General features: G+C 69.1%; 18 protein-coding genes. 3 read left to right on the top strand and 15 right to left on the bottom strand.

Annotation, left to right across the window (positions count from 1 at the left end; translation table 11 throughout):
* Nucleotides 1-22 precede the first annotated feature (22 nt).
* The 3 genes from KZ810_RS00255 to KZ810_RS00245 form a co-directional block, all read right to left on the bottom strand.
* Nucleotides 23-1000 carry a helix-turn-helix domain-containing protein gene (locus KZ810_RS00255; RefSeq protein WP_219767019.1) on the bottom strand — a complete coding sequence of 326 codons (978 nt, stop codon included), beginning with the start codon at nucleotides 998-1000 and terminating at the stop codon, nucleotides 23-25.
* Between the two features lie 109 nt (nucleotides 1001-1109).
* On the bottom strand, nucleotides 1110-3380 hold the full coding sequence (ptsP, locus tag KZ810_RS00250) for a phosphoenolpyruvate--protein phosphotransferase (RefSeq protein WP_219767018.1): 2271 nt from the start codon (nucleotides 3378-3380) through the stop codon (nucleotides 1110-1112).
* A 66-nt stretch (nucleotides 3381-3446) separates the two neighbouring features.
* On the bottom strand, nucleotides 3447-3773 hold the full coding sequence (locus KZ810_RS00245; RefSeq protein ID WP_219767017.1) for a hypothetical protein: 327 nt from the start codon (nucleotides 3771-3773) through the stop codon (nucleotides 3447-3449).
* A 166-nt stretch (nucleotides 3774-3939) separates the two neighbouring features.
* Between KZ810_RS00245 and KZ810_RS00240 the strand changes: the two genes are divergently transcribed.
* Nucleotides 3940-4356, top strand: coding sequence for a hypothetical protein (locus KZ810_RS00240; protein WP_219767016.1), 417 nt, complete (start codon nucleotides 3940-3942; stop codon nucleotides 4354-4356).
* 75 nt (nucleotides 4357-4431) lie between these two features.
* Here the strand turns inward: KZ810_RS00240 and ruvB are convergent, their stop codons facing one another.
* The 5 genes from ruvB to KZ810_RS00215 form a co-directional block, all read right to left on the bottom strand.
* Nucleotides 4432-5460, bottom strand: a complete 1029-nt coding sequence (ruvB, locus tag KZ810_RS00235; RefSeq protein ID WP_219767015.1) for a Holliday junction branch migration DNA helicase RuvB — start codon at nucleotides 5458-5460, stop codon at nucleotides 4432-4434.
* Nucleotides 5457-6179 carry a haloacid dehalogenase type II gene (locus tag KZ810_RS00230; protein WP_219767014.1) on the bottom strand — a complete coding sequence of 241 codons (723 nt, stop codon included), beginning with the start codon at nucleotides 6177-6179 and terminating at the stop codon, nucleotides 5457-5459. The genes ruvB and KZ810_RS00230 overlap by 4 nt, the downstream gene beginning before the upstream one ends.
* The gene (ruvA, locus tag KZ810_RS00225; RefSeq protein WP_219767013.1) at nucleotides 6176-6772 is read right to left on the bottom strand and encodes a Holliday junction branch migration protein RuvA; all 597 of its coding nucleotides are present in this window, start codon (nucleotides 6770-6772) and stop codon (nucleotides 6176-6178) included. Before ruvA ends, KZ810_RS00230 begins: the two co-directional genes overlap by 4 nt.
* A 231-nt stretch (nucleotides 6773-7003) precedes the next feature.
* Nucleotides 7004-7495, bottom strand: coding sequence for a crossover junction endodeoxyribonuclease RuvC (ruvC, locus tag KZ810_RS00220; RefSeq protein ID WP_219767012.1), 492 nt, complete (start codon nucleotides 7493-7495; stop codon nucleotides 7004-7006).
* Between the two features lie 23 nt (nucleotides 7496-7518).
* Nucleotides 7519-8262 (bottom strand): YebC/PmpR family DNA-binding transcriptional regulator, encoded by a 744-nt coding sequence (locus tag KZ810_RS00215; protein ID WP_219767011.1) that lies wholly within the window; start codon nucleotides 8260-8262, stop codon nucleotides 7519-7521.
* A 118-nt stretch (nucleotides 8263-8380) separates the two neighbouring features.
* Here KZ810_RS00215 and KZ810_RS00210 point away from each other — a divergent pair, with 118 nt between their 5' ends.
* Nucleotides 8381-9844 (top strand): ATP-binding protein, encoded by a 1464-nt coding sequence (locus KZ810_RS00210; RefSeq protein ID WP_219767010.1) that lies wholly within the window; start codon nucleotides 8381-8383, stop codon nucleotides 9842-9844.
* A 105-nt stretch (nucleotides 9845-9949) separates the two neighbouring features.
* On the opposite strand, the gene KZ810_RS00205 is transcribed toward KZ810_RS00210, so the two are convergent.
* From KZ810_RS00205 to KZ810_RS00195, 3 genes are all read right to left on the bottom strand, one after another.
* On the bottom strand, nucleotides 9950-10216 hold the full coding sequence (locus KZ810_RS00205; protein ID WP_373369117.1) for a DUF2312 domain-containing protein: 267 nt from the start codon (nucleotides 10214-10216) through the stop codon (nucleotides 9950-9952).
* Nucleotides 10217-10341: 125 nt separating this feature from the next.
* Nucleotides 10342-11685: a metal-dependent hydrolase family protein gene (locus KZ810_RS00200; RefSeq protein WP_219767009.1), complete on the bottom strand. Its 1344-nt coding sequence runs from the start codon at nucleotides 11683-11685 to the stop codon at nucleotides 10342-10344.
* A gap of 128 nt (nucleotides 11686-11813) precedes the next feature.
* On the bottom strand, nucleotides 11814-12104 hold the full coding sequence (locus tag KZ810_RS00195; protein ID WP_219767008.1) for a DUF1244 domain-containing protein: 291 nt from the start codon (nucleotides 12102-12104) through the stop codon (nucleotides 11814-11816).
* 92 nt (nucleotides 12105-12196) lie between these two features.
* Between KZ810_RS00195 and pyk the strand changes: the two genes are divergently transcribed.
* Nucleotides 12197-13669, top strand: coding sequence for a pyruvate kinase (gene pyk / locus KZ810_RS00190; RefSeq protein WP_219767007.1), 1473 nt, complete (start codon nucleotides 12197-12199; stop codon nucleotides 13667-13669).
* Between the two features lie 24 nt (nucleotides 13670-13693).
* Here pyk and queE read toward each other — a convergent pair whose 3' ends face one another.
* The 4 genes from queE to argF all read right to left on the bottom strand — a co-directional run bounded on the left by queE (nucleotide 13694) and on the right by argF (nucleotide 17250).
* Nucleotides 13694-14326, bottom strand: a complete 633-nt coding sequence (gene queE / locus KZ810_RS00185) for a 7-carboxy-7-deazaguanine synthase (RefSeq protein WP_219767006.1) — start codon at nucleotides 14324-14326, stop codon at nucleotides 13694-13696.
* Nucleotides 14326-15027 (bottom strand): 7-cyano-7-deazaguanine synthase QueC, encoded by a 702-nt coding sequence (queC, locus tag KZ810_RS00180; RefSeq protein ID WP_219767005.1) that lies wholly within the window; start codon nucleotides 15025-15027, stop codon nucleotides 14326-14328. The genes queE and queC overlap by 1 nt, the downstream gene beginning before the upstream one ends.
* A 276-nt stretch (nucleotides 15028-15303) precedes the next feature.
* Nucleotides 15304-16215, bottom strand: a complete 912-nt coding sequence (hslO, locus tag KZ810_RS00175; protein WP_219767004.1) for an Hsp33 family molecular chaperone HslO — start codon at nucleotides 16213-16215, stop codon at nucleotides 15304-15306.
* 117 nt (nucleotides 16216-16332) lie between these two features.
* A complete protein-coding gene (gene argF / locus KZ810_RS00170) occupies nucleotides 16333-17250 on the bottom strand; it encodes an ornithine carbamoyltransferase (protein WP_219767003.1) in 918 nt (305 codons plus the stop codon).
* Nucleotides 17251-17296 lie beyond the last annotated feature (46 nt).

Below are 17296 nucleotides of genomic sequence, written 5' to 3'. Positions count from 1 at the left end.
CCTGTCTACACGCTGAAGCGCATCACTGCGCCGCGGGCGTCGGCGCGGGTGCCGGCGTCGACGATGCCGCAGCGGCGCGGTTCGCGCCCGCGGCCTCGTCGGCGCTGCTGGTGGGTGACGCGAAGGCGCGCGGCAGCGCACGCCGCGGCGTGCGCGTTTCGCGGTTCGGGGTGGCAGGCGCGGCCACGCTCGGTGTCGGCGCGGCCACGGGTGCCGAACCGCTCGCGCGACCGGCGAGCGCGGCCGCGCTGATGCGGATGTCCTTGAGCGGGCGGCTGCCGTCGCCCAGCGGCGCGACCGCACGGTCGCCGACCGTGATGCGCAGCTTGTCGGGGCGGCCGACGTTGATCATCGGATCGTTGGCGTTCGCGGGCACCTCGAACCGCTCGCCCGCCTTCATGGTGCCGAGATACAGCGTCTTGTTGTCGGCGTCGTAGACGCGCAGCCAGACCTCGTCAGCTGCCGTCAGCACGACCGGGCCGGTCGCAGCCGCCGGTGTCGGCGCGACCGCGGGGGCGGGCACCGAGGCCGTCACCTGCGCGTTGCCGACGGGCTCGGACGCGCTGTCGCCGGTGCTGCGAAACACGCCGGTGGTGAACCACAGCAATGCCAGGATCAGCACCGCGAGCGCCAGCCCCAGCGCGACGATCACCACGCCGCGCGAGGGCCCGCGCGCGGGATCGGCAATCTCCTGCACGTGATGCTGCGGGCGCTGCACCGCGCCCGGCGCGTTCATCTCCTCGCGGATGTCGCGGCCGATGACGACGGGGTCGAGCCCGACCGCGCGCGCATAGGCCTTGGCGAAACCGACCGCGTAGGTCGACGATGGCAGATCCTCCAGCCGGCCGTTCTCGATCGCCTCGAGGAACCGCTGCGTCACGCGCGTACGGGTCGCGACCTCGGGCAACGACAATCCTTGCGCCTCGCGCGCGGCGCGTAGCCGCTGACCGACCGCCGCCGGTTTCGCGCCCGCCATCTCGCCCACGTCGCTGTCGCTCATTGTGTTCTCCAGCGCGCAGCCCTGCCCCGATCTGGCTGCGCTTTAGCGTAAGCGTCTTTCAAACGGGCCGGTGAGTGTCAACCGACGCGTCACGCCAGCGACCGCAGGATCACGCCAATTCGACGCCCTGCGCGCCCGCCCAATCGGCAAGCGCGGCACGAAAGTCCCGCGGCGGCCGTGCGAGCAGTTCAGTCATGTACCCCCGGAGCGCCGCGTGATCGAGCGAGCGGATCATCGCCTTCACCGGGCCGACCGCCGCGGGCGTGATCGACAGGCGATCGATGCCGAGCCCGATCAGCGCCATCGCCTCGAGCGGGCGTCCGCCCATCTCACCGCAGACCGCAACCGGCACGCCCGCGGCGCGCGCCTCGTCGGACACCAGCCGCACGAAACGAAGGATCGAGGTCGAGAGCCAGTCGTAGCGTTCGGCGAGCTTGGGATTGGCGCGGTCGGCGGCAAACAGGAACTGCGTCAGATCGTTGGTTCCGATCGAGATGAACTGCACCTTGGGCAGCAGCAGGTCGAGCTGATACGCGAGGCTCGGCACCTCGAGCATCGCGCCGTATCGTATCTCGATCGGCAGGCGGCGCCCGCGCGACGCGATCCAGTCGCGCTGCGCCTCGAACAACGCCTTCGCCTCTTCGAATTCCCACGCCTCGCTGACCATCGGGAACATGACGTTGAGCGTGCGGCCCGCCGCGGCCTCGAGCAGTGCGCGCGCCTGCGCCTTCATCAATCCGTCGCGTTCCAGCGCGAGCCGCAACGCGCGCCATCCCATCGCGGGGTTCTCCTCGTCGGGCGCGTCGGAAACGAGGTAGGGCAGTGCCTTGTCGCCGCCGATGTCGACGGTGCGGAACACGACCGGGCGGTCGCCGGCGGCATCGAGCACTTCGCGGTAGAGCCGCTGCTGCCGCTCGCGCTGCGGCAGGGTTGCCGAGACGAGGAACTGGAATTCGGTTCGAAACAGCCCGATGCCGTCCGCGCCGGTCACGTCGAGCGCCGCGACGTCGTCGCGCAGCCCGGCGTTCACCATCACGGTCACGCGGTGGCCGTCTCGCGTCTCGGGCGCGAGATCGCGCAGCGCAGCATAGGCCGCCTTGCGCCGTTGCCGCAGCACGAGTTTCGCGTCGAACGCTTCCTCCATCGGCAGCGTCGGGCGCACCAGCACCGAACCCTCGGTCACGTCGAGCAGCAGCAGGTCGCCTTCCGCGATCGTGCGGCGGACGTCGCGCACACGCCCCAGCACCGGCACCCCCATCGCTCGCGCGACGATGGTGACGTGCGCGGTCAGCGATCCTTCCTCCAGGATCACGCCCTTCAACCGGCGGCGGTCGTATTCGAGTAGTTCGGCCGGTCCAAGGTTGCGCGCGATCAGGATCGTGTCCTGCCTCAGCCCCAGTTGTGCCGCCGTCCCCATCTGCCCCGACACGATGCGCAGCAGCCGGTTGGACAGGTCCTCCAGATCGTGCATCCGGTCCTGCAACAGGGGATCGTCGATCTGGCGCATCCGCTGGCGCGTGCGCTGCTGCACGCGCTCGATCGCGGCCTCGGCGGTCAGACCTGAATCGATCGCCTCGTTGATCCGTCGCGCCCAACCCTCGTCGTAGGCGAACATCTTGTAGGTGGCGATCACCTCTTGATGCTCGTCGCCGACGCCGAACTCGGCCTCGCGCGCGATGCGGTCGATCTGCTCGCGCATCTTATCGAACGCAGCGTAGACGCGGTGGCGCTCAGCCTCGGTATCCTCGGCGACGGTATGCTCGATCGTGACGCGCGGCTGGTGGAACACCGCTGACCCCGCCGCCATGCCGTCGACCAGCTTCTGCCCCGCGATCCGCACCGTCGCGGTCGACTGTACTCGGTCCTTCGGCCCACCCTGGTCGATCAGTCCGGCGTTGGCGATCAGTTCGGACAGGACCATCGCCACCGTCTGCAACGCCTCGATCTCGATGTCGGCGTAGCGGCGCGGATCGGCGTGCTGCACCGCCAGCACCCCGACCGACCGCTCGCGCCGGACGATCGGGACGCCCGCGAAGCTGTGGTAGCGATCCTCGCCCGTCTCGGGCTTGTAGGCGAAATCGGGATGGCTCGCCGCCTCGTCGAGGTTCAATATCTCGTTCTGCTCGGCGATCGTGCCGACCAATCCCTCGCCCAGCGCCAGTTTCGTGACGTGCACCGCTTCCGGCGCGAGGCCACGGGTCGCGAACAATTCGAGCACGCCCTCGCGCAGCAGGTAGATCGAGCAGACCTCGCTATCCAGCGCCTCGCCGATGATCTCGACCACCTGGTTGAGCTTCGCCTGCGCCGGGCTGCGCGCCGCCATCACGTCGTGCAGGCGGGTCAGAATTTCGCGGGCGGAGGCGGCAGCGGAGACGGGCATGACGCGAAGGCTAACAGACGCGGGTGCCGGGTGCCACGCAACATATCGTTGGCGGCACCCAGACGCTCACGCGGCGTGCGGGGCGTCGTGGTCGAGCTTCGGCTTATGTGCGCCCTTCGGGCCTTTGCCCTTGTGGCCGGGCTTGGCCGGCTTCTTGCCCTTGGGCTTGTCGCGCTCCTCCAGCATGTAGACGCCTGCGGCAAGCGCTAGCGCGGCGGCGCCGATCCCGATCGCCGCGCCGATCGCGAGCGAACGATGATGATCCTCCTTGCCGGGGGTTCGCGCGACCGGGCGGTCGCTCGGCGCAGCGGCCGCGTGCGGATGCGGCGCCTCGTGGATCGGATAGGGTGACTGATTGTCCTTGGGCACGGGCGGCGTGTGCGAGTGCGACATGCGGGGCTCCTGAGATAGTAGAAGCGCTCAACGCAGCCGCGTCGGGTCGGCTCCGCGTGCCGACATTTCCGCGCTTCCCCGCGTTAATTGGCAGCATTTACGGGTGGGCGGGGCTGTACAATCCCCCGGCGGCGTGAATGATGGCGCGAAACCGGGGGGACATATCATGAAGTGGATCATCACCAGCGCCGCTTTGATCGCGAGCAGTTCGTCGCTCGCACAGCAGGGCAATCCGAGCTTTTGCGCTCGGTTGGCGCCGCAGATCGGTCTGCATCCGGCGGGCAAGCCCGGCCTTTACGAAGGGCGACTGATTTCCGGTCTCAAGGCCGCCTTTATCGGCGGATCGGCCTCGATCGCGTTCGGCGTGGAATCGGTCGGTGACGCGTCGCACGACGACGAGATCGCGCTGCGCAAGGCGTGCACCGTCACCAAGGCCGAATATCGCTGCGTCGTCGACCGCCCGATGGTGCTGACCGTATCCAGCAGCAAAGGCGATGGGCGCGTCGAGGCGACGCCGGGAGAGAAGGCGCTGGTGACGACGAAGGGCATGCGGGTGCGATGCGCAGACGGCGTCGTCAGCTGAGAATGCTTCGGCCGGCGCACGAATGTCGGCGATCCGCGCCCTTCGTGATCGGGCAGACGCCGACGGCACCGCCCCTCAGCCCGCTTCGAACAACCCGTCCTGGCTTCCCGCGGGTGGGTTAAGACCCAGGTGCTTCCAGCCCCCCGCATTCAGAAATCGCCCGCGCGCGGTGCGCGCGATCAGGCCGAGCTGGATCAGATACGGTTCGATCACCTCCTCGATCGTGTCGCGCGGCTCGGACAGGCCGGCGGCGAGCGTCTCCACCCCCACTGGGCCACCGCGGTACACATCAGCGATCATGTGGAGGTAGCGGCGGTCCATCGCATCCAGCCCGAGCTGGTCGACCTCGAGCCGGTTGAGCGCGCGGTCGGCAGCGTCGGCGTCGACCACGGCTGCGCCCGCGACACTCGCGAAATCGCGCACGCGGCGCAGCAGCCGCCCGGCGATGCGCGGCGTACCCCGCGAACGCCTGGCAACCTCCGCCGCGCCATCGGGTGAGATCGCCATGTCGAGCAGCCCGGCGGCACGCGTCACCACGCGGGTCAGTTCGTCGACCGAGTAGAATTGCAGGCGGAGCGGAATACCGAAGCGGTCGCGTAGCGGGGTCGTCAGCAACCCCTGCCGCGTCGTGGCGCCGACGAGGGTGAAGCGCGGCAGGTCGATCCTGACGCTCCTCGCCGACGGCCCCTCGCCGATCATCAGGTCGAGCGCGCGGTCTTCCATCGCCGGATAGAGCACCTCCTCGACCGCGGGCTGGAGCCGGTGGATCTCGTCGATGAACAGCACGTCGCCGTCCTCGAGATTGGTGAGCAGCGCGGCGAGATCGCCCGACTTGGCGATCACCGGACCCGAGGTGGCGCGGAACCCAACCCCCATCTCGCGCGCGACGATCTGCGCCAGCGTCGTCTTGCCCAGCCCCGGCGGCCCGAAGAACAGCACGTGGTCGAGCGCGTCGCCGCGGCTACGCGCCGCATCGATGAAGACCCGCAGATTTTCGCGCGCGGCCTTTTGCCCGACGAAATCGTCTAGGCTGCGCGGGCGCAGCGCCGCGTCGACATCCTCGGGGCGCCTGGCGGGGGTGAGCAGGCGTTCGGTGTCGGTCACTCGGGCACTTCCAGTTGTGCGGCGAGCGCGGTGAGGCTGTCGGCCTCAAAATCCCACGCCTGCCGCTGATCACGGTCGGGTGCGGTCGCGCCGCCATATTCCAGCGGGCGGTCGATATAGGCGGTCATCAGCCCCGCCTTGCGCGCGGCGGCCAGATCGCTGTGATGCGCGGCGACGAGGCAGAAGTCGTCCGGTTCCACCCCGCACGCCGCGGCGGTGGACAAATAGACGTCGCGCGACGGTTTGAACGCGCGCGCGTGCTCGGCGCCGAGGATCGCGTCCCATTCGAGCCCCGCGCGGCGCGACAGCTCGATCATCAACGCCACGTTACCGTTCGACAAGGTGACGACCGGGGCGAGCGCGCGCAACCGCGCCAGCCCCGCCACCGAATCGGGCCAGGGATCGAGCCGGTGCCACGCGTGCGCCCAGTCGGTGACGAGCGCGGGATCGAGCGCGTCCGCGTCGATGCCGTGGTGGTCGAGCAGGTCGACCAGCATCTCGCGGTGGAGCGTGTCGAGAATGACGAATTCGCGCCCGCCATCGCGCACCTTCGCCATCGCGGGCTGGTAGCGCGCGCGCCACCCGTCGGCGAAACGCGCGGCGTCGAGATCGCTGCGCCCGATCCGCGCGAGAAAACCGGCACTCTCCCGCGCGATGCTTGTCCGCCAGTCGACCACGGTGCCGAACACGTCGAAACCGAATGCCTTGGGCTGCCTCATTTCGCCGCCTTCCTGAGCGCGAGGCGCACCAATGCATCGAGGGACGCACCGTCGCCCAGTTCCTCCTCGGCGGCGGCGACCGCGGCGCTCGCCTCGGCCGGGCGGAAGCCCAGGTTGAGCAGCGCCGACACCGCGTCCGCGCCCGCACCCGCCGGCACGACCTGCGCCGCGGCAGCGGGGCCGATCGCGACGCCGCCGACCTTGTCCTTCAACTCGCGCACGATCCGCTCGGCGAGTTTCGGCCCGACGCCGTTGGCGCGCGCGACGGTCGCCTTGTCCTGCGCCATCACCGCGCGGCTGATGTCGTTGGGCTCGAGCGCGGAAAGGATCGCGAGCGCGACGCGCGCGCCCACGCCCTGCACGCCGGTCAGCAACCGGAACCAGTCGCGCTCTGCCGCGGTCGCGAAGCCGACCAGGCGCAGGAAATCCTCGCCGACGAGCAGGTCGGTGTGGAGCACGCACGCCTCGCCGACGGGGCCGAGCGCCGCCAGCGTGCGCGCGGAGGCACCGACGAGATAGCCGACGCCACCGACGTCGATCACCGCGTGTTCGACACCGGTCGATTCGAGCCGGCCTTTCAAATGTGCAATCATCGGGTGCGGGGCCGGGGTGCAGTCATGCGGCGGAACCTAACAGGAACGCGGTGGTAACGGGAGGGGGAATGCGCGTGGGCGTGTCGGGTATGAAGCGCGATCGCCGGCCGGGCTTTTGATGACGAAAGGGCATCTTCTCAGGCAAATCGCGCGGTCTCGCTACGTCGGCCAACTCTTACCTCGGACGCAACAATGACACGCAGATTTCCGCCTGCGCCTTCAAGCCGCGTGCTACGCCATCACCCTCGCCCGCCGCATCATGCCCTCCTGGCTCGCGAGGTGATGCGCGTGGGTGATCGCGACCGCGAGCGCGTCGGCGGCGTCCGGCCCGGCGAGCTTCGCGCCCGGCAACAGATGCCCGAGCATCGCCTGGATCTGGCGCTTCTCCGCGCCGCCGGTGCCGACCACCGCCTTCTTGACCGCGCTCGGGTGATATTCCCCGACGATCAGCCCCGAGGCGGCGGCAGCGAGCAGCACCGCACCGCGCGCCTGCCCGAGCTTGAGCGTCGACTGCGCGTTGCTGTTGCCCAGCACCTCCTCGACCGCCGAACTGTCGGGTTTCTCCGCGCGGATCACGTCGATCAGCGCGGAGTGGAGGTTCCACAACCGCCGAGCGAGCGGCATCGTCGTGTCGGTCTTGATCTGACCGTTGGCGACGTGCGTCAGCCGGTTGCCCTCGGCACGGATCACACCCCAGCCGGTGGTGCCGAGCCCGGGGTCCATGCCGAGGATGATGAGCGGTTGCGTCAGCCGAGCTTCTCCATGACGGCGTCTGACACCTCGTAATTGCCCCACACCGTCTGGACGTCGTCGTCGTCGTCGAGCGTGTCGATCAGCTTGAACAGCGTCGCCGCATCGGCCTCGCCGACCTCGACGTTGGTCTGCGGTCGCCACGCCAGCTTCGCGCCGGTCGATTCGCCCAACACCGGCTCCAGTGCCTTGGCGACCTCGTGCAGGTCACCCACTGCAGTCCAGATCTCGTGCCCGTCCTCGCCCGATGTGACGTCCTCGGCGCCAGCTTCCAGCGCCGCCTCGAACACCTTGTCGGCATCGCCCGCGCTCGCCGGATAGGTGATGAGGCCGACGCGGTCGAAGCCGTGGCTGACTGAGCCTGCGGTGCCGAGGTTGCCGCCGTTCTTCGACACCGCGGTGCGCACGTTGGTCGCGGTGCGGTTGCGATTGTCGGTCAGCGCCTCGATGATGAGGCTCACGCCGCCCGGACCGAAGCCTTCGTAGCGGATTTCCTCGTAGCTCTCGGTATCGCCCTTCGACGCCTTGTCGATCGAGCGCTGGATGTTGTCCTTGGGCATCGACTGCGCCTTTGCGGCGGCGATCGCGGCGCGCAGGCGCGGGTTCATGTCGGGGTCGGGCAAGCCCATTTTCGCGGCCACGGTGATTTCGCGGCTGAGCTTGGAGAACATGCTGGAGCGCTTCTTATCCTGCGCGCCCTTGCGGTGCATGATGTTCTTGAATTTGGAATGGCCGGCCATCGTAACCCTGCAAACTGAAACGTTGTCCGGTCCTTAGAGCGGCGCGCCTGTTCGCTCAACCATGCCCCCACGAGTCGCGGCCTTGCTCCCGCCACACGCGCCGGGCACAGGCACCGCCATGACGGTACGCGTGGACATGGGGCTCGACGAGCGTGGCTCGCCGGTCGCGATGGACCTTGAGGAATTGCTGGCGACGCGCCTGCTCGTGCAGGGCAATTCGGGGTCGGGAAAATCGCACCTGCTGCGCCGCCTGCTCGAACGCTCGGCGGGTCAGGTGCAACAGGTGGTGATCGATCCCGAGGGCGATTTCGTCACGTTGTCGGGCGCCTACGGCCATGTCGCGATCGAGGCGGCGGATTATTCGGTGCCCGAGATCGAGCGCTTCGCCGGGCGCCTGCGTGCGCATCGAACCTCGGTGGTGCTGAGTCTCGAGGGGCTGGAGGCGGAGGGGCAGATGCGCTGCGCCGCCGCGTTCCTGTCAGCGTTGTTCGATGCCCCGCGCGAGCATTGGTACCCCGCGCTCGTCGTCGTCGACGAGGCGCAATTGTTCGCGCCGACCACCGGCGGCGAGGTCGCGGAGGACGTGCGCCGCGCGAGCCTGTCGGCGATGACCAACCTGATGTGCCGCGGGCGCAAGCGCGGGCTCGCCGGGGTGATCGCCACGCAGCGGCTGGCGAAGCTGGCGAAAAACGTCGCGGCGGAGGCGTCCAACTTCCTGATGGGGCGCACTTTTCTCGACATCGACATGGCGCGCGCGGCCGACCTGCTCGGCATGGAGCGGCGGCAGGCGGAGGCGATCCGCGACCTGCCGCGCGGTACCTTCATGGCGCTCGGCCCCGCGGTGTCGCGCCGCCCGGTCAGCGTGCGCATCGGCGAGGTCGAGACCTCCGCGCGTTCGTCGAGCCCCAAGCTGGTCCCTTTGCCGAGCGCGAAGCCGCTCGAACTCGCCGACCTGATCGTCGAGCCGGTGGTCGACGCGCCCGAGCTGCCGATGGCGCACGTGCCGCGCCCGCGCCGCGTCCCCGCCAACGAAGTCACGTCCGACCTGTCGCGCTCCCCCGCCGCCAGCGTCGCCGCGACCGCGGGTCCGGAGCGCAGCGCGGACGAGATCGAGGCGATCTACGCCGAGGCGTTGCGCGGCGTCGTGTCCGATCCCGAGGCATTCGGGCGGCCCGCGTCGGTGCTGTTCCAGGATTTCCAGGTCCGCTGTCGCATGGCGGGATTGCCGCGCCCCGCGATGGACCTGACCGCGTTCACGCGGCGACTGAGCTGCGCGCGCGCGGGCATCTTCGACGTTGGCGCGGGGGAATGGGCCGACGCGCTGCGCCTGGCGGACACGCTGCCCGAGGACATGATGGGCGCGTTCCTGCTCGTCGCCCGCGCCGCGCGCGAAGGGCGGCCGTGCCCGTCGGACGAGGAACTGGCGCACACCTACGGCACCAGTTCGCTCGGCCGCGTGCGCAGGCTGATCGGCTATATCGAGAACCGCGAACTGTTCGTCAGCCGCGTCGATCTGTCGGGCAAACGTTCGATCACGATCCCGCATCTCGGCTGGACCACCGCGGCGGCGGAGGCTGCATAAACGCGAACGGCGGCACGTGATCGCTCACGCGCCGCCGTCTGGCCGGTTGGAGTGCCGTCCTTGTCTCGTCGTCGTCCCCGCCTCGGGCCGGTTCGACGAACGCGATCAGATCATGCCCAGCGCCTGCATGTACACTTCAAGGATCGCTTCCTCTTCCTGATATTCCTCGCGCTTCTTCTTGCGGATCGACATGATCTTGCGGATCGCCTTGGGATCGTAGCCGCGGCTCTTCGCCTCCGACATCACGTCCTTGATGTCGTCCTGAATACCCTTCTTCTCTTCTTCCAACCGCTCGGCGCGCTCGATCAGCAGCCGCAGCTCGTCCGCCGCGACGTGACCGCCGCCCATGCCCTCGCCCCGCTCTTCGACCATGTTGTTCGTCCTCGTGAAAGAATAGGCCGCGCGCCCTGCCGCGCGGGTGCGCAGCGGGGTTCGGCCGGTTAACCCTGATGGGTGTGGGCGCGGCGTCTAGGCGACCGCGCGCGCCCACTCAAGCGTTAGTCGATGACCGGTTTGGCAATGATCCCACGGTGCATGACGAAGTCGACGTGCTCGAGCCGGCGGACGTCCTCGAGCGGCGAGCCCGTCACCGCGATCACGTCGGCGCGCTTGCCCGGCTCAAGCGTTCCGATGTCGTCGCGACCGAGCAGGTCGGCGGCGGCGACCGTCGCGCTCGCGATCGCCTGCGCGGGCGTCATGCCGAGGTCGATCAGATACGCGAACTCGGTCGCGTTGTCGCCGTGCTTGGAGACGCCCGAATCGGTACCGAACGCGAACTTGACCCCTGCTGCCCACGCCTTCTTGTGGTTGGCGTGCATCGCCGCGGCCGCCGCCTCCGCCTTGGGGATCGTCGCCGGCGGCAGCGCGCCCGCGCGGGCCTGCGCCAGCGCGGCGACGGGCGCGATCTCGGTCGGGACCAGATACGCGCCCTTGGTCTTGAACAGGCGGATCGTCTCGTCGTCGAGGTAGCTCGCGTGCTCGATCGAATCACAACCCGCCTCGAGCGCGGCCTTGGTCCCTTCGGCGGCGTGGCTGTGCGCGGTCGCCTTGCGCCCCAGCGCGTGCGCGGTCTCGACGATCGCGCGCATCTCCTCGGGTGTCATCGCGCGCCCCAGCCCGCCCGAGACGTTGGAGAGAACGCCGCCGGTCGCGGCGAACTTGATCACCTGCGCGCCGAGGCCGACCTGCTGGCGCACTGCGCGGCGGCAATCGTCGGGCCCGTCGCAGACGTTGATCTGGTGCGCGTGGACCGCGTCGGCGAAGGTTTCGGCAAGGCCGTTGGTGCCGTCGCCGTGCCCGCCCGTCACCGAGATCATCGTGCCCGCGTTGATGATCGTCGGCCCCTCGACGTCGCCGCGCTCGACCGCGTCGCGCAGCGCGCGGATGCCGCGCGGATCGCCGCCCAGATCGCGCACGGTCGTGAAGCCCGCCTCGAGCGTCTTTCGCGCGTTCACCACCGCGACCATCATGTCGTCGGCCTGGTCCTGCGTCGCCTCGGCGAGCCGCGCGCGCATCGGGTCGCCGCCGATCCCCCAGAGATGGACGTGCATGTCGGTGAGACCGGGGAGCACGAAGCGGCGCGACAGGTCGATCAGCTTCGCGCCGGCGGGCGGCGCGACGAAACCGTCGCGTACTTCGACCACGCGGCCGTCGCGCACCACGATCGTGCTGTTCCCGCGCGGCGGCTTGCCCGGACGGTCGAGTAACTGTCCCGCGTGGATGTAGGTGACGGCGGGCGCCGGCGTGGTCGCGAGCGGCGAAGCGGGCGCCGTTGCGGGCGCTTGCGCCGACGCCGGGCATGCGAGAACCAGCGCGAGCGCGCTACCGACGAATTTCAACAATGGCCCAACTCCCCTGTTCGGCGCGCGGGCCTGCCCCGGCGCGCGTCACCCTTGTGCGCGTACCGTAGCGCGCGCCCGGATGCCGGCAAGGGGGACGCCGGCAGGGGAATGCCGGCAAGGGGGCGATCTTAGGCGTTCTTCTTCATGCTCTCCGCCATCCGCTCGAGCTGTTCGGGCGTCGCGTCGGCCTGGTGGTTCGCCTTCCACTCGGCATAGGGCATGCCGTAGATCGTCTCGCGCGCGTCGTCCTTGCTCATCCCCGACGCTTCCTGCGTCCAGTCGGACAGGCAGTTGCGACAGAAGCCCGCGAGCCCCATCAGGTCGACGTTCTGCGCGTCCTTGCGATGGCGCAGGTGGCGCACCAGCCGGCGGAAAGCGGCGGCGGCGGCCGCGTCGTCGAGGGTGTCGAGCCGGTCCATGTGTAACTCCGATGACGCGGTTGCGCGTCTAGTAGGTTGATCAGCCGCGGTTAGCGGTTAAGGCACGCACGCGCAAAGCAGGAAGCCTCCCCATGACCCACTCCTTCGCCCCTCGCTCGCGGAAGGTCCGCGTCCTCGCGACCCTCGGCCCGGCGAGCAACACGCCCGAGATGATCGCGAAGCTGTTCCAGGCCGGCGCCGACGCGTTCCGCATCAACATGAGCCACGGCGACCAGGCATCGAAGGTCGACGTGATCAAGGCGATCCGCCAACTGGAGCAGGAATTCGATCGCCCCTCCACGATCCTTGCCGATCTGCAGGGTCCCAAGCTGCGCGTCGGACGCTTCGCCGAGGGGCGCGTCGTGCTGGAAACGGGCAGCACCTTCGTGCTCGACCACGACGCGACGCCGGGCAATGCCTCACGCGTGCAATTGCCCCACCCCGAAATCTTCGCCGCGATGGAGGCGGGTGCGCGATTGCTGCTCGATGACGGCAAGCTCGTGCTGCGCGTGGTGGAGTGCGACCATGACCGGCTCATCACGCAGGTCGAGGTCGGCGGACCCTTGAGCAACAACAAGGGGTTGAACGTCCCCGACGTGGTGGTGCCGATGGCGGCGCTGACCGAGAAGGATCGCAGCGACCTCGCCTTCGCGATCGATCAGGGGGTCGACTGGATTGCGCTGTCGTTCGTGCAGCGCCCCGAGGATCTGTGGGAAGCGCGCAAGCTGATCGAGGGCAAGGCCGCGCTTCTTGCCAAGATCGAGAAGCCCGCGGCGATTGAGCGGCTGGAGGAGATCGTCGAGGCGTGCGACGGCGTGATGGTCGCGCGCGGCGACCTGGGTGTCGAACTGCCGCCGCAGTCGGTGCCGCCGTTGCAGAAGCGCATCGTTGAGACCTCGCGTCGTCTGGGACGCCCGGTCGTCGTCGCGACGCAGATGCTCGAATCGATGATCGTCAGCCCATCGCCGACCCGCGCCGAAGTGTCGGACGTCGCGACCGCGATCTACGACGGCGCCGACGCGATCATGCTGTCGGCGGAGAGCGCGGCGGGCCAGTGGCCGGTCGAATCGGTGTCGATGATGAACGCCATCGGCGACGCGGTGGAGCGCGACCCCGCGCACGGCGACCGCATCCATTTCACGGTCACGCGTCCCGATCCCACCACCGCCGACGCGCTGGCGGAAGCGGCGAAGAACATCGCCGAGACGGTGTCGGCATCGGCGATCATCTGCTTCACCACCTCGGGCTCGACCGCCAGGCGGATCGCGCGCGAGCGGCCGGGCGTGCCGATCCTGGTGCTCACCCCGCAGCTGGAGACCGCGCGTCGCCTGGGGCTCCTGTGGGGAACGCACAACGTCCACACCCGCGACGTCGCCTCGTTCGAGGAAATGGTCGCCAAGGCCAAGCGCATCGCGCTGCGCCAGGGTGTCGCCAAGGCAGGCGACAGCGTGATCGTGATGGCGGGCGTTCCCTTCCGCACGCCGGGCTCGACCAACGTCCTCCACGTCGTCCGCATCGTCGGCGACGAGCTCAAGAATTACGAGGCGGAGAAGGCGGCGCGCTGAGCGCCGCCTTTCACAATTCGGATATCACCGCAGCCCCAGCGCCTTGTGCGTCTGGAGCGACAGCCGCCAGCGCGGGCGCTCCATCACCATCGCGATCGCGGCGTCGACGTTCGCCTGTCCGCGCGCGTCGTCCATTGGTTGCAGCAGCAGGTGGCGGAAGTCCCAGCCCTCCATCGCCTCGACGTCGCTGCCCGGTTGCGGCCAGACGAGCTTCAATTCGTCGCCGAAACGCTGCACCGTCTCGCTGCCCGCCTTGGGGCTGATGCAGACCCAGTCGATGCCGGGATGGACGGCTATCGTCCCGTTGCTCTCGATCGCGATCTCGAACTGCGCGGCGTGGAGCGCGTCGACCAGCGCGTCGTCGACCTGCAACATCGGCTCGCCCCCGGTCAGCACAACGAAGCGGCGCTCCGTCTCCGGGCCCCAGAAGCCTGCAACGGCGGCGACCAGCGCGTCGGCGTCGGCGAACTTGCCCCCGCCCGCGCCATCGGTGCCGACGAAATCGGTGTCGCAGAAGCGGCAGATCGCACGCGCGCGATCCTGTTCGCGCCCGCTCCACAGATTGCACCCGGCGAAGCGCACGAACACCGCGCGGCGTCCGGCCTGCACCCCCTCGCCCTGGAGGGTGAGGAACATTTCCTTGACGGCGTAACTCATCAGGGCGCCGGCGGGGTCACCGCGTAATCGGTCGGATCGGCGACACCGGCGTCCTCGAATCCCTTGTGGCGCAACCGGCACGAATCGCACAGACCGCAATGCTGCTCCGCCGGGGTCGGATCGTAGCACGACCAGCTCAGCCCCATGTCGAGCCCGAGCCGCGCGCCCTCGCGGATGATGTCGGCCTTGGTCATGTGCTGCAGCGGCGCGTGGATGCGGAACGGTTCGCCCTCCACCCCCGCCTTGGTGGCGAGTTCGGCCAGCCGCTCGAAACCTTGAATGAATTCGGGCCGGCAGTCGGGATAGCCCGAGTAATCGAGCGCGTTGACGCCGACGAACAGGTCGCGCCCGCCCGCGGCCTCGGCCCAGCCGAGCGCGAGGCTCAGGAAGATCGTGTTGCGCGCGGGAACGTAGGTGACGGGGATCGCGCCCTCGTCGACGCCGTCCTTGGGCACCGCAATGCTCGCATCGGTCAGCGCCGAGCCGCCGAATGCCGACAGGTCGAGCGGCAGCACGACGTGACGCGTCGCCCCGACCGCCTTCGCGACGCGCGCGGCGGCGGCGAGTTCAATGCTGTGGCGCTGATTATAGTCGACCGAGAGCGCGAGTACCGGATAGCCCGCCTCGCGCGCCAAGGCGGCGGAGACCATCGAGTCGAGCCCGCCGGAGACGAGGACGACCGCAGGGGTTTGCTGTGTCATGATCCGCGCGCCGCTAGGCCGATCGATCGCGATGCGCAACCCTTTGACACCAAAAGCGCAGCCGCGCCGCGCGGCGCGCCGACACGAAAAGGGCCGCCCCGCCAAGCGGCACGCCCAGATGAAAAGGGCCGCCCCGTCGGGCGGCCCAGGGGTTGGCTCCGGAGAACCGCTTTCTTGGGAGAAAACATACCCGCGTAAACGAGTATGTCAGCGGCCCTACCCTTATTTCCTTACCATAGCCTTAACGTCGTCGGCCCGGTCACGCGATCAACCCAGTCACGCGGCGACATCGTCGGCGCGCAGCGGGAATACGGTCGCGCAGAACGCGCAGTCGACCGCGATCACGCCGTCCTCGTCCGCCATCTCCATCCGGTCGGCGAGCGGGAATTTGGCGAGCACCGAGCGGATATGCTCGGGCGTGCAGCGGCACCCGCGCGAGATCGCCGCCTGATCGAGCACGCGCACCTCGCTTTCCTCGTTGAACAGGCGCCAGACGAGCGTCTCGAGCGGGACAGTGGCGTCCGCCAGTTCGTCCGCGCCCATCGTGCTGCCGAGTGCCGCGACATGTTCCCATTCGGGGTGATCGAGCCGGACGTGCAGCCGCTCGCGACCGAGTTCGCCCTCGGGCAGATGCTGGAGCAGCAAGCCGCCCGCGATCGTGCGCCCGTCAGTGCCCTTCTTCACGCCGACGCGCAGCAGCGTCGGGATCTGCTCCGATTGGAAGAAATAGCTCTGCGCCGCGTCCGCGATCGTCTCGCCGTCGAGCGGCACGATCCCCTGATAACGCTCGCCGGTACTGGCGAGGTCGAAAGTGATCGCGAGATAGCCCTGCCCGAACAGCGCGAACAGGCTCGGCTCGTCACCCACGTCCGCCAGTTTCTCGGCGTCGAACTGGACGTAGCCGCGCAGCTCGCCGCCGCGATAATCGCACACCATCAGCGTGACGACGCCGTTCTGCGTCTGCGTCTGCATCGTCAATTGCCCGCTCGGGTCCTTGAGCGTCGAGCCGATCAGCGCGGTAAGCGTCAGCGCCTCGGCGAGCAGCCGCTCAATCACCGGCGGATAGGCGTGCGCGGCGAGGATCGTGTCGAGCGTCGGGCCGAGCCGCATCACGCGCCCGCGCGCGTGCCGGTCGGGGATCGCGAAACCGAGCGCGCGGTCGAGGTCGGCGTTGATCTGGTCGGTCAAGATAGGCGGCTCCGTCGTCGGATCGACAGCGACCGGCGCACCGCGAGGGCGGCGCGACGGGCCAGCATGTCGTGGAATGCCCCCTATCTGGGAGGCGACCCGCCGACGATCAACCGATCACCCGATCTGTCCGAAGCACCAGCGCAGGATCGCCTTTTGCGCGTGCAGCCGGTTCTCCGCCTCGGCCCAGATCAGCGACTGCGCGCCGTCGATCACCTCCGGCGTCACTTCCTCGCCGCGGTGCGCGGGCAGGCAGTGGAGGAATTTCGCGTCCGCCTTCGCATGCGCCATCAAGCCAGCGTCGACCTGATACGGCATCATCGCGGCGAGCTTGGTCTCCGCCTGCGCCTGCCCCATCGAGATCCAAGTGTCGGTGACGACGATGTCGGCGCCTTCGACCGCCTCGCGAGGGTCGGCCACGACGCGCGCGCGACCCGAGGCGCGGGTGATCGTCTCCTCCTCGGGCTGGAACCCCTGCGGACACGCGGCGACGACGTCGAAGTGCATCAGCCCGGCGGCCTCGACGATCGAGGCGAGCACGTTGTTGCCGTCGCCCAGCCACGCGACCTTCAGGCCCGGCAGCGACTTGCCGCTCTCGATGATCGTCAGCAGGTCCGCCATGATCTGGCACGGGTGCGACGCGTCGGTCAGTCCGTTGATGACGGGGACGCTCGCGTAATGCGCCATCTCCTCGACCTTCGCATGGTCGTCGGTGCGAATCATGATCGCGTCGACGTAGTTCGACAGCACGCGCGCGGTGTCGGCGACCGTTTCACCGCGACCGAGTTGCATCTGCCCGGCCTCCATCACGATCGACTGCCCGCCCAATTGGCGGATGGCCATGTCGAACGACACGCGCGTGCGGGTCGAATTCTTCTCAAAGATCATCGCGAGGACGCGGCCCGAAAGCGGCGCGTCGGCGTCGACCTTGCCCTTGGGCCAGCCGGCGCGGGCCTGTTTACGGGTCAGCGCGTCGTCGAGCATCGCCGCGATCGCATCCGCGCCCGCATCGGACAGGTTCAGGAAATGGCGCATCACTTTATCCTCCCCGGCACGGGGAGGGGGACCAGCGAAGCTGGTG

It is taken from the genome of Sphingomonas citricola, assembly GCF_019429535.1.
GTDB lineage: Bacteria > Pseudomonadota > Alphaproteobacteria > Sphingomonadales > Sphingomonadaceae > Sphingomonas > Sphingomonas citricola.
Note: the sequence above shows the minus strand (reverse complement) of the source record. Positions and strands in the feature narration are given on the sequence as shown.

Excerpts from the sequence above, each read along its gene's own strand:
- KZ810_RS00255 (WP_219767019.1), bottom strand. The coding sequence starts at position 1,000 with ATGAGCGACAGCGACGTGGGCGAGATGGCGGGCGCGAAACCGGCGGCG.
- ptsP (WP_219767018.1), bottom strand. The coding sequence starts at position 3,380 with ATGCCCGTCTCCGCTGCCGCCTCCGCCCGCGAAATTCTGACCCGCCTG.
- KZ810_RS00245 (WP_219767017.1), bottom strand. The coding sequence starts at position 3,773 with ATGTCGCACTCGCACACGCCGCCCGTGCCCAAGGACAATCAGTCACCC.
- KZ810_RS00240 (WP_219767016.1), top strand. The coding sequence starts at position 3,940 with ATGAAGTGGATCATCACCAGCGCCGCTTTGATCGCGAGCAGTTCGTCG.
- KZ810_RS00230 (WP_219767014.1), bottom strand. The coding sequence starts at position 6,179 with ATGAGGCAGCCCAAGGCATTCGGTTTCGACGTGTTCGGCACCGTGGTC.
- ruvA (WP_219767013.1), bottom strand. The coding sequence starts at position 6,772 with ATGATTGCACATTTGAAAGGCCGGCTCGAATCGACCGGTGTCGAACAC.
- ruvC (WP_219767012.1), bottom strand. The coding sequence starts at position 7,495 with ATGGACCCCGGGCTCGGCACCACCGGCTGGGGTGTGATCCGTGCCGAG.
- KZ810_RS00215 (WP_219767011.1), bottom strand. The coding sequence starts at position 8,262 with ATGGCCGGCCATTCCAAATTCAAGAACATCATGCACCGCAAGGGCGCG.
- KZ810_RS00210 (WP_219767010.1), top strand. The coding sequence starts at position 8,381 with ATGACGGTACGCGTGGACATGGGGCTCGACGAGCGTGGCTCGCCGGTC.
- KZ810_RS00205 (WP_373369117.1), bottom strand. The coding sequence starts at position 10,216 with ATGGTCGAAGAGCGGGGCGAGGGCATGGGCGGCGGTCACGTCGCGGCG.
- KZ810_RS00195 (WP_219767008.1), bottom strand. The coding sequence starts at position 12,104 with ATGGACCGGCTCGACACCCTCGACGACGCGGCCGCCGCCGCCGCTTTC.
- pyk (WP_219767007.1), top strand. The coding sequence starts at position 12,197 with ATGACCCACTCCTTCGCCCCTCGCTCGCGGAAGGTCCGCGTCCTCGCG.
- queE (WP_219767006.1), bottom strand. The coding sequence starts at position 14,326 with ATGAGTTACGCCGTCAAGGAAATGTTCCTCACCCTCCAGGGCGAGGGG.
- queC (WP_219767005.1), bottom strand. The coding sequence starts at position 15,027 with ATGACACAGCAAACCCCTGCGGTCGTCCTCGTCTCCGGCGGGCTCGAC.
- argF (WP_219767003.1), bottom strand. The coding sequence starts at position 17,250 with ATGCGCCATTTCCTGAACCTGTCCGATGCGGGCGCGGATGCGATCGCG.